Genomic DNA, 9,763 nt, shown 5'->3' on the forward strand with positions numbered 1-9,763 from the left:
GCTTAATCGGTGCGGTTGCGATAAAAAATTAAACAAATTTCTCAAACATCTGCCTAGATTTTCCCGTTGAGTTAAGATCTTGATTTTCTATATATTGTGTAATACCATATGAAATAGTTTATATTATGACAATACGGATGGATCATGAGAGGGATAGTATTAAATGTTGCATCCATTGGCCATTAGGAAGAATTTTTTCGGCGTCGACACATGGCGGGGATCGGTGCGCATTGCGGGTGCGCAGAAATACGTCCAGTCAGATTGCTCGAATATTCGGAATTTCTCTCGGTCGCTCCCGGATTGCCGCAAGATGTCGTGTTGAGATCGCCAAGGACCATGTCTTTCCGAGACATCCTGCCACTGCGCTTCGAGAAACGCCCGAGGGATACCGATGTCAGCCAATTCCTCAGACAGCCCCCCGCCGACACCGACGGGCAGACGGCACTCTCCGTTCGCGGTCTTGAGATCGGCCTGCCGGTGGGGATGGAGCGTGCCAACGCGGTCACGGGCCTCTCCTTCGATCTCCCGAAAGGCACGATCCTCTGCATCATCGGAGAGTCGGGGTCGGGCAAGTCCATCACCGCCAACGCCATCATGGGGCTGCTGCCGAAAGCGATCACGGTCCGGGCGGGCGAGATCCGCCTCGGCGACGCCGAGATCGTCGGAATGCCGGCCGAGACCCTGCGCTCGTTGCGCGGGCGGGCGGTGTCGATGATCTTCCAGGACCCGCTCTCCGCCCTCAACCCGCTGATGACCGTCGGCGCGCAGATCGACGAGGTCACGACGGCGCACGAGGTCGGCACCCGCGCGTCCCGCCGAAGCCGCTCCCTCGAACTGCTCACCGAGGTCGGCCTGCCCGACCCGGCGCAGATGCTGCACCGCTACCCGTTCCAGCTCTCGGGCGGGCAGCGCCAGCGGGTGATGATCGCCATGGCGCTGGCGCTCGAGCCGACGGTGCTGCTGGCCGACGAGCCGACCCACCGCCCTCGACGTGACGACCCAGGCGCAGATCCTCAAGCTGATCCGCGACATCCAGCGGCGCAAGGAGATGAGCATCGTTTTCGTCACCCACGATTTCGGCGTGGTGGCGGAGATCGCCGACCACGTCGTGGTGATGGAGAAGGGCTACATCGTCGAGCAGGGCACCGCCGGGCAGGTGCTGAAATCGCCGCAGCATCCCTATACCCGCCGGCTGATCGCCGCCGTGCCGCACCTGACCGCCACCGACCGCGCGCCGATCGACGTCGCGCGGAGCGAGCCCGTCCTCGTCTGCGAAGGCCTGATGAAGACCTATGGCGGCGGCAGAAACCTGCTGAGCAGGGTTCTGCCCGGCAGGTTTCTCAGCCGGAAGAAGTCGGTCCGTGCGGCTGATCACCAAGCCGAATTTCCGCGCCTGGCGCACCGCCGGCCACTCGCTCGTGCGCGACATCACCGTGGTGTCGCCGTCCGAGATCACCTGGCGGATGGAAAAACCCTTCTCGCCCTACCTGTCGTTCCTGACCGAGACCTTCATCGTTCCCAAGCACGTCCTCGAGATGGCGGCCGTATTCCTGAGCGTCGTCCGCCCCGCCCGGAGGGTTTCCCGCCATGCCGTCCTTCTCTCCCGATCGTCGTTCGGTGCTGCGCGGGGCGGCAACGCTCGGCGCCCTGGTGGCGGCGCCCGCCATCCTGCGGGCGCAGACCCGCGAGCTCGTCGTCGGCGGGGCCGCCGGCCACAAGGGCTGGGTCGAGGAGATCGTCGTCCCGACCTTCGAGCGCAAGCACGGCGCCAAGGTGATCTTCGAGGGCACGCGCTCGCTCGTGAACCTCGAGAAGATGCAGAAGAACCGCGACCGGCCCTACCTGTCGGTCGTCCAGATGGACGACCCGGTGATCATCCTGGCCGTCAAGGAGGGCCTCCTCGATCCCCTGACCCCGGCGCGGGTGCCGAACCTCGCCGCCCTCGTCCCCGGGACCGTTCATATGGAGGGGATGTGGGCGAACTATCTCCAGCCCTGGCTCGGCATCGCCTACAACACCGAAGCGATGCGCCGGGCCCCGACCTCCTGGGCCGACCCCTACGATCCGAAGGACAAGGGCCGGGTGATCGTGCCCTCGCTGCAGAACACGGAAGGGCTGCCCAACCTCTTCGTCGCTTCCGCCCTCGCCACCGGCCATCCGCTCGAGGCGGCGCAACGCGACGTCGAGCCGGGCTTCCGCAAGCTCGCGACGCTCAAGCCGAACCTGCTGACGGTCTACACCCAGCAGCCCCAGGCCTATAACCTGCTGGAGCAGGGCGCGGCGTGGATGATCTCGTCCGCGATGTCGTCCTACGCGCTGGAGCGCAAGGCCGCCGGCGCCCCGATCGACCTCGCGGCGCCCAAGGAGGGCGTGTTCGCGATGCCGTCGGGCGTCGCCGTGGTGAAAGGCAGCCCTCAAGCGGACCTCGCCTTCGCCTATGTCGACATGCTGCTCGGCGCCGAGTTGCAGCAGCGCCTCGTCGGCCCGACCTTCTCGCTGCCGACCAACCGGGCGGTGCCACGCCCGGCGGGCCTGCCTGCGGATCTCGTGGTGCACCAGATCGACTGGGCCCATGTCGCCCGCGAGCGCGACGGCTGGATCAGGCGCTGGGACCGCGAGATGGCGATCTGAGGCACGCCATGGCGAATCCGAGCATGTCGGATCCCGGCTTCCTGGCGATTTCCGGCGCCGGGAAAAGCTACGGCGCGAGCACGGTGCTCGGCGGCGTCGACCTCGCGGTCGCCCGCGGCGAGTTCGTCTCCCTGCTCGGCCCCTCCGGGTGCGGAAAGACGACCCTGCTGCGCATCATCGCCGGCTTCGTCGCCCCCGATCGCGGCCGGGTCGTGCTCGACGGGCGCGACATCACCCGCAACCCCCCGCACCGGCGCGACGTCGGCGTGGTCTTCCAGAACTACGCCCTGTTCCCGCACCTCACGGTGGCCGAGAACGTCGCCCTTCGGGCTCAAGGCCAAGGGGCATCCCCGGGCCGGGATCGCCGGCACCGTCGCGCGCTTCCTCGACCTCGTCCAGATGGCGCCCTTCGCCGACCGCCGCGCGCAGGCGCTTTCGGGCGGGCAGCAGCAGCGGGTGGCGGTGGCCCGGGCGCTGGCCGTCCAGCCGAAGCTCCTGCTCCTCGACGAGCCGTTCTCGGCCCTCGACCGCAAGCTCAGGGAGGCGATGCAGATCGACCCGAAGCGCCTGCTGCGCGAGCTCGGCATCACCGCCCTGTTCGTCACCCACGACCAGGACGAGGCGCTGACCATGTCCGACCGGATCGCCGTGATGAATCGCGGCGCGATCGAGCAGCTCGCCGATCCGGTCACGCTCTACCGCCGGCCGGCCACCGCCTTCGCGCTCGGCTTCGTCGGCCTGTCGACCCGGCTTGCCGGCATCGTGCGGGAGGAGGGCGGCGGGATGCTCCGGGTCGAGACCCCGCTCGGGACGGTGCGGGCGCCGAGACGCTTCCTGCCGGGGAGCCCGGTGCTCCTCGGCGTGCGGCCCGAGCGGATCCGCCTCGGTGGCGACGGGCCGAACACGGTCGAGGCCGCCCTCGTCGAGGTCGCCTTCCAGGGCGCCCGCGCCCACCTGTTCTTCGCCGGCCCCGACCGCCCATGCGGCCGCCCGCGCGGGCACGTGGTTCGCCCGCCGCGATGCCATTGCGGAGCACTGGCTGCGGGAGGCCGCCTGATCGGCGCGAGGATGGGGCGAAGCCTCACCGCCGCGTCGTGACAGTCGGGCGACCGATTCGGCGCGCCCGGCGGGGCCAAGTCGAGGCCTGCCGCGACGCCCGGAACGTCGTTGCCAGCAACCCGGATCTCGTCACCTCCATCTTGGCGCGTAACAGGGCGAACGTCGAAATCCTGACTATCGGTAATGGATGACCTACAAGGTGTTTGAATTTCGTTGATCCAGCGACACAGGTGAAGAGGGCTCGGCTGAAACGGCGTAGAGGAATGCGCGATACTCGCGCCATCCCGGCGACTGCCGGAAGGGGCTCGAGTCGACGGCATGCAGCACGTGGCGGATGTGGGCCGTCGGCAGGGTGGCCTGGTCTTTCGGCGGACCGGACTCGGACCCACCGGACACGAGAGACGCTGCGCGGACCGCATCGCACAGCCCGGCAGCCAGCCCCTGCGAGGCGAGAGCATCGCGCGCCAGGGCGGCGTCGCCCAGAAGCAGGGCGCGCGCGCCGGGCACGGCCCATTGGGTCGAGGCGGCCCCGGACCGGCCCGGGGCGACCGCACCTGCGGGAACGTCCGCGACCATCCAGGGTGCGACCTCCGCCAACCCTGCGAGGACCGCATCGATTCCGGCCCGGACCCACTCGCCGCGCCCGACGACACCGAGGACGAGCCCCTGCGCGTTCCCGAGGCGGTAGGCGTAGCCGGACGGGCCGGCGGCGATCCCGAAGGCGCGGGCCGGTTCGGGGAAGCGGCCGCCGACATGGAACAGGCGCGACACCAGCGGCGGCCTCGGCCGGTCGCACCGCGCCGCGCTGACGGCCGCGCGGCCGGTCGCGTCGAGAATCGCTACCCGTGGATCGAGGTCGCGAAGCGCGTCCCGCGTCACCGGCGTACCGGCCTTCCATCGCACGCCCGCCCGCTCGGCGAGTCCGAGGAGCGCACAGTCGAGGCCGGGCCGTCCGAGATGGGCGACGCGCGGCCCGCTCACGAGCGTCGGCTGCGGCGTCTCCCATTGCACCCGCCGCCCTTCGAACAGGGCATCGACGCCCAGGATGCCCGGATGCACGCCGAGCTCGACCAGCAGCGCGAGGGCCTGTGCGGGCACGCATTCGATGCTCGGCGGATCGGCCCATGCGGGAAGCCGGTCGGCCCAGACCTCGACGGCGCGTCCGCGCCGCCGAGCCTCCAAAGCTGCGGCCAGCCCGACCGGGCCCGCCCCGAGGACGATGAGCGGCGGCCGAGCGGACACGGCGCGCCGTCAGGCGACGGGCGGGGCCGGCGGCGGATCGATCGGCGCGAAGCGTGGGTCGGCGATGTCGTCGAAGGCCACGAGGAAGCCCTTCTGCGCGACCGCATGGGCGAGCGTGTCGAGGCCGCCGGGCCTGACCATCGCCGCTCGCGCCCCGTTGATCTCCGTTGCCCCCTCGAAGCGCCCTTTGGCGTAGCCGGAATGGAGGAGTTCCAGCACGCCGGCATAGCTGCCCTGCAGCGCATCGTGCTCCGGTTGCCCCGGGGTCGGGCGCGGCGGATTCACGGCGCGCAGGTAGGTCGCCTCGGGATGCGCGCCGAGCCACTCCTGGATGTCGAGGAAGGTCTGGTAGTGGTCCTCGCCCTCCGCGATCACGGAACCGATCGCCTCGGACCATTCCGGGATCGCGACCGGGCGCAGATCGGCCGGCGGATTGACCAGGGTCTCCAGGATGTCGACGTAGAGACCGTCGACGCCGGCCGAGGGCGCCTCGATCTCGATGAAGTCGGTGATCGCTTGGCGCGTTGCCGCGCGTGGCTGCACCGGCCGGTACGAGCCGGGACCGGCATGGGGCACCGCGCGGGCGACCCGCAACGCCGGTGCGTAGGTTCCCGCCGGCATCAGCCCCCGGATCACGTCGTTGACCGCGCGGGTGTGGCGCATCTCGCCGATGGCGATGCGCATCAGTTCCGCACGGGTCGCGCGCACGTCGTCGCGCAGGCCGGGTGTCCCGCCCAGGGTGGGGTCGTCGTCGGCCTTGAGCGAGTAGGCCGCCGACAGGTATTCCTGGGCAACGGCCAGCTCGACGCCCACGGCGTAATGCAGCTGAGCCAGGAGGACGGCGAGGCTCGAAAACGGCTCGCCCCTGACGGCCTCGGCGACGAAGGGCGCGGTGATCTCGCGCCGGCCGACGACGAAATGCAGCTCCTCCCAGCGCTGGTTGATCTCGTAATGGCGCAGTTCGCTCGGGCGGGCGTCGCCGGTGGCCGGCAGGGGCGGATCGGGCAGCCTGCTCCGATCGAGCCGTTGCCAGGGGACCGCGGCCTGCCAGGGTTGCGGATCGGCGGGCGGCCCGGCCGCCGGATAGACCGGCTGGACGATGTCGGGATGGTTGGTGGCCCAGTAGAAGCAGCCGCAATCGCGGAAATCATGGGTCCAGGGGCTGCACAGCGACTGGGTGAGCTCGCCCGGCAGGAAGGCGGCCGAGAGCGCGCCGTTGTCGTCGAGATAGCGCGCGCGCCTGGTCTTCACCGTCACCGACGTCCCGACCACGGAGATTTCGAAGCGGACCTCGACGTCGGTCCCCTCGGTCAGCAGCCGCACGGCCGTCCAGGTGTCGGACGGCAGCCGGCCCTCGCCCGTACTGACGCCGCTCACGGGCAGCGTGCGCGGATCGAACGACAGCGGACCCAGGATCCCGAAGGTTCCGGCAAGATCGGTCACGACGATCGCGAGACCCGCCGCGAGCGCGGCCGCCAGATCGTCGTAGGCCTTGGCCTCCTCGCTCGAAAGGGTGCCGTCGTTGCGGGCCGCGTCGATGCCGTCCGTGTCGACCCCGACGAGCCGGATCCCGCTGTCGAGGATATCGACCTCCAGAAACGGCAGGAAGCGGCGTTCGAGGTTGCGCAGGTCGCATTCGAGGCCCGGAAAGCAATTGCCCACCCCCGATTCCAGCCGCGTCGAGGCGGGATTGCCGGTGACCGAAGCCGCCACCCGCGCCGGGTCGGCGAAACGCCGGACGGCCGCCACGTTGCGGGCCAGGATCTTCGGCGCGGCATCCGTCGGCATAGCAGTCTCCTGGCGTCAGTGAGGGGTTCCGGGTCGCAGAAGATCGGGCCGCTGGGCGTCGATCTCGCAATAGGCCGACAGGCAGAAGCTCAGCCAATCGCGGACGAAGTCGCAGGCCGCCGTCGAGCGCGTCGGCGCTTCCTGGTGGCAGCCGCCCGAGCAGAGGTAGCGTGCCCAGCAGGTGCGGCAGGGAGCCTGGGCGTGGACGTGGCGTCCGGCGAGGAAGTCCAGGCGGCGGCGTTCGTCGAGGCCGCCCGAATCGCCGAGCTCGAACCCGGCCTCGCCCACCGCCCGGTGGCAGGCATACCAGCGCCCGTCGGCCGAGACCGAGAAATAGCCCCCGCCCGCGCCGCAGGAATAGGGCATGCTGGCGCCGGCATGGATCTGCTTGAGTGCGACGGCGAGGTTCGTCAGGCGGATCGTGCCGCCCGCGCAGGCCCGGGCGATCTCGCGCCGGCTCGCCGCGATCAGCGCGGCGAGATAGGCGGGCCAATGCGCGTCGGTCAGGGCGGTGCCGTCGGCCGCGCGCCGCAGCGGCGATACGCCGACCTCGGGGAAGCCGAGCGCCAGCACCGCCGCGATCCGGGCTTCGAGGTCGAGGCAATCGGCCCGCACCGTCATGCGGGCGGCGATCTTCGCCCGGCCCGGATCGGCCAGGAGCGGGCGGAGGCTTTGCGCGAGTGCGGCGAAGCTGCCCGTGCCGCGCGCGGCCGGCCGCTGGCGATCCTGGATCGCGGCATCGCCGTCGAGGCTGACGGTGACGGCGAAGCGCTCGGCGCGGATCAGGGCGATGTCGGCGGGCGAGAGCAGGGTGCCGTTGGTGGTGATCGAGAAGCGCAGGTCGAGGCCGCGCGGCGCGGCGGCTCCCCGCGCGTAGCCGACCACCTCGTGGACGAGCGCGCGGTTCGTCAGCGGCTCCCCGCCGAGGAAGCCGACGGTCACCGGCGCGCCCGGGTCGGCGCCGGCGAGGAGCCGGTCGATGGCGGCGAGCGCGGTCTCGCGCGTCATGCGGCGGTCCTGGGCGCCGGCGAAGCGGCCGCGATCGGCATAGCAGTAGCCGCAGGAGAGGTTGCAGGACGAGGAGACGTTGAGGGACAGGCTTTGGGCGGAGGGCAGCGCGACCGCGTCGAGATCGCCCTCTCCGGACGACGGTTCGGCCAGGGCGAGCGCCAGACGCCGTGCCTCCCCCGGGTCGCCGTCCCAGGCGCGCGCGAGGTCCGGCGGCAGGTCGAAGACGCGGCTGTAGGGCACCACGAGCACGTGCTCGCCGAGCGCGGAGGCGAAGCGCTTGTAGAGCGGCGCCTCGGGATCCGGCGGGACCCGCGCCACGGTCCGGATCATGGCCTGCGCCCCGCCGCGTCGAGCCGTGCCAGCACCGCGTGCCGCCGGGACGCGGCGGATGCCGAGAGCGGGCGCGGCGCCCCCGGTGCCAACGCCAGGCCGGCCATCGCGGGCCGGCCGGCGCGCCTGGCCTCGGTCTTGGCGACCCAGCGCATCAGAAGGTCGTGCTGCCAGGCCGCGACGGTGAGCGGCAGCGCGTTGGACTGGCGCATGAAGGGAGGCATGCGCATCGAGGACACATTCGAAGTCTCGAAGGGCTCCACCTGGAACGGTTCCCGGACGATCTCCCTGATCCGCCCGGGGGCACGGGCCGCCAGATCCTCGAGGTTCTGGAGGTCGGAGAGGTTGCGATGCCGCGCACGCGCGTGCTCGCTCAGGGGCAGCGGGTTCGGCGGGGTCGCGGCGGGAATTTTGCGGTCCGGGTCGCGCAGACGGTCCTGCCCGCCCATGGCGTAGTCGGGCAGCGGGCGTTGCCCGTCATCGATGTCCTCGTCGCGACGATGATCCGCGTCCTGCGGCAGTTCGGCGGCGCGGTTGGGCCGGGTGCCGACCGCACGGTAAAGGTCGACGTTGAACAGGGAGACGGTCTCGTAGATGCGCTCGAACAGGTCCTCCACCCAGCGGTCGAGCTGGCCCTCGTCCATCGCGGCGTTGCGGGTGGCGGCGTCGCCGCAGCGGTCGTTGATCTCGTCGGCCACGGACAGGAAGGGCCGCCGGTCCGGTGCGAAGTCGGGCGGGCCGACGAAAGCCACGGCGCGCGCGTCGAGGCTCCGCTCGATGCTGGTCGTGAGAACGACGGAGAAATGCACCTCGCAGGTGTCGTCGACCACGCCGAGCGAGGGACCGACCCGGCCCTCCGGGGTCCGCTGATCGACGACGTCGTAGGTGTCGCCCGGGGACGACGAACGACCGAGGTCGGCCCCCACGTTGAACCATCCTGCATTGGCGTCGAGGAACGCATTTTCAGGGCGTACCGCGGGCGCCGGACGCCCCTGGGCAGGCGCGGCGGCAGCGGCCTGCGGCGGCCCGTAGAAGGCGCCCGGCGCCGGCCAGTAGCGGAAGCGCATGACCTCGATATCGACCGCCTGCGACCACGCCCGGTCGGTCGGCTGCGGCACGCTGCGCATCCACTGCACGGAGCCCATGGCGATGCTGCGATCCAGCGGGATCATCGGCACCGGCGTGCCGGGCGGACTGGTCGCCGCGATGGGGGTCCTCGTGTGATCGTCCGCCGTCACGATGACCGGCGCGAAGGTTCCGAAGGCGAGGGCGGGATTGCCGGTGCGTCGCGCCGCCTTGCGGTTGAACGCCGAGACCTGAAGCGTGAGGGCCGTCGGCGCCAATCCCTCCGCCTGCATCAGGGCCGGCGTGAGCGGGGTCTCACTCCAGGTGCCCGGATCGGATCCGTCCTCGCCCAGGCGTGCCCAGACCTCGAAGAAGGGCGCAACCGGCCGGATCCGCTCGCCGTCGCGGAACACGACGGCATCGGGCATGAAGGGCCGGATACTGGCATCGGGCTCGACGGCGAGAGTCCAATCCGGCGCAAGCGTCGTCTCGCCGTCGTAGCGCGGCTCCTCGACGTCCACCCACTTGTAGCAATCCACCGGAACGGTGCTGCCGCCCAATCGGGCGAACGCAATCGCCGGCGTGACGAAGAGCGCCTGAATGCGAGCCGGCATCGGAGTTGCCTCGCGCGTTCGAG

At 70.6% G+C, this 9,763-nt stretch carries 6 protein-coding genes and 3 pseudogenes; 5 read left to right on the plus strand and 4 right to left on the minus strand.

Going from position 1 to position 9,763, the window contains the following annotated elements; all coding sequences use genetic code 11:
- Positions 1-483 precede the first annotated feature (483 nt).
- The 5 genes and pseudogenes from HBB12_RS32500 to HBB12_RS34590 form a co-directional block, all read left to right on the plus strand.
- Positions 484-1,330: pseudogene (locus tag HBB12_RS32500) on the plus strand (ATP-binding cassette domain-containing protein); the annotation flags it as partial.
- Positions 1,331-1,358: 28 nt separating this feature from the next.
- A pseudogene (locus HBB12_RS32505) lies at positions 1,359-1,544 on the plus strand (peptide ABC transporter substrate-binding protein); the annotation flags it as partial.
- A 43-nt stretch (positions 1,545-1,587) separates the two neighbouring features.
- A complete protein-coding gene (locus HBB12_RS32510; RefSeq protein WP_236993206.1) occupies positions 1,588-2,631 on the plus strand; it encodes an ABC transporter substrate-binding protein in 1,044 nt (347 codons plus the stop codon).
- Between the two features lie 23 nt (positions 2,632-2,654).
- Positions 2,655-2,927 (plus strand): annotated as a pseudogene (locus HBB12_RS34585) (ATP-binding cassette domain-containing protein); the annotation flags it as partial.
- Between the two features lie 103 nt (positions 2,928-3,030).
- A complete protein-coding gene (locus tag HBB12_RS34590; RefSeq protein WP_442919391.1) occupies positions 3,031-3,729 on the plus strand; it encodes an ABC transporter ATP-binding protein in 699 nt (232 codons plus the stop codon).
- A gap of 153 nt (positions 3,730-3,882) precedes the next feature.
- On the opposite strand, the gene HBB12_RS32520 is transcribed toward HBB12_RS34590, so the two are convergent.
- The 4 genes from HBB12_RS32520 to HBB12_RS32535 are packed head-to-tail and all read right to left on the minus strand — an operon-like array spanning position 3,883 to position 9,740.
- Positions 3,883-4,932, minus strand: a complete 1,050-nt coding sequence (locus tag HBB12_RS32520) for an FAD-dependent oxidoreductase (protein ID WP_236993207.1) — start codon at positions 4,930-4,932, stop codon at positions 3,883-3,885.
- 9 nt (positions 4,933-4,941) lie between these two features.
- Positions 4,942-6,720, minus strand: a complete 1,779-nt coding sequence (locus HBB12_RS32525; protein ID WP_236993208.1) for a ferritin-like domain-containing protein — start codon at positions 6,718-6,720, stop codon at positions 4,942-4,944.
- A gap of 15 nt (positions 6,721-6,735) precedes the next feature.
- Complete coding sequence (locus HBB12_RS32530) at positions 6,736-8,061, minus strand: radical SAM/SPASM domain-containing protein (protein WP_236993209.1); 1,326 nt, start codon at positions 8,059-8,061, stop codon at positions 6,736-6,738.
- Entirely contained in the window at positions 8,058-9,740 is a 1,683-nt protein-coding gene (locus HBB12_RS32535) for a hypothetical protein (protein ID WP_236993210.1), read from the minus strand. Before HBB12_RS32535 ends, HBB12_RS32530 begins: the two co-directional genes overlap by 4 nt.
- Positions 9,741-9,763 lie beyond the last annotated feature (23 nt).

This window comes from Methylobacterium sp. SyP6R (assembly GCF_019216885.1).
Lineage (GTDB): Bacteria > Pseudomonadota > Alphaproteobacteria > Rhizobiales > Beijerinckiaceae > Methylobacterium.

Bases quoted from the DNA above. Each gene is read 5' to 3' on its own strand.
- HBB12_RS32530 (WP_236993209.1), bottom strand. From the start codon at position 8,061: ATGATCCGGACCGTGGCGCGGGTCCCGCCGGATCCCGAGGCGCCGCTC.
- HBB12_RS32535 (WP_236993210.1), bottom strand. From the start codon at position 9,740: ATGCCGGCTCGCATTCAGGCGCTCTTCGTCACGCCGGCGATTGCGTTC.
- HBB12_RS32525 (WP_236993208.1), bottom strand. From the start codon at position 6,720: ATGCCGACGGATGCCGCGCCGAAGATCCTGGCCCGCAACGTGGCGGCC.
- HBB12_RS32510 (WP_236993206.1), top strand. From the start codon at position 1,588: ATGCCGTCCTTCTCTCCCGATCGTCGTTCGGTGCTGCGCGGGGCGGCA.
- HBB12_RS34590 (WP_442919391.1), top strand. From the start codon at position 3,031: ATGGCGCCCTTCGCCGACCGCCGCGCGCAGGCGCTTTCGGGCGGGCAG.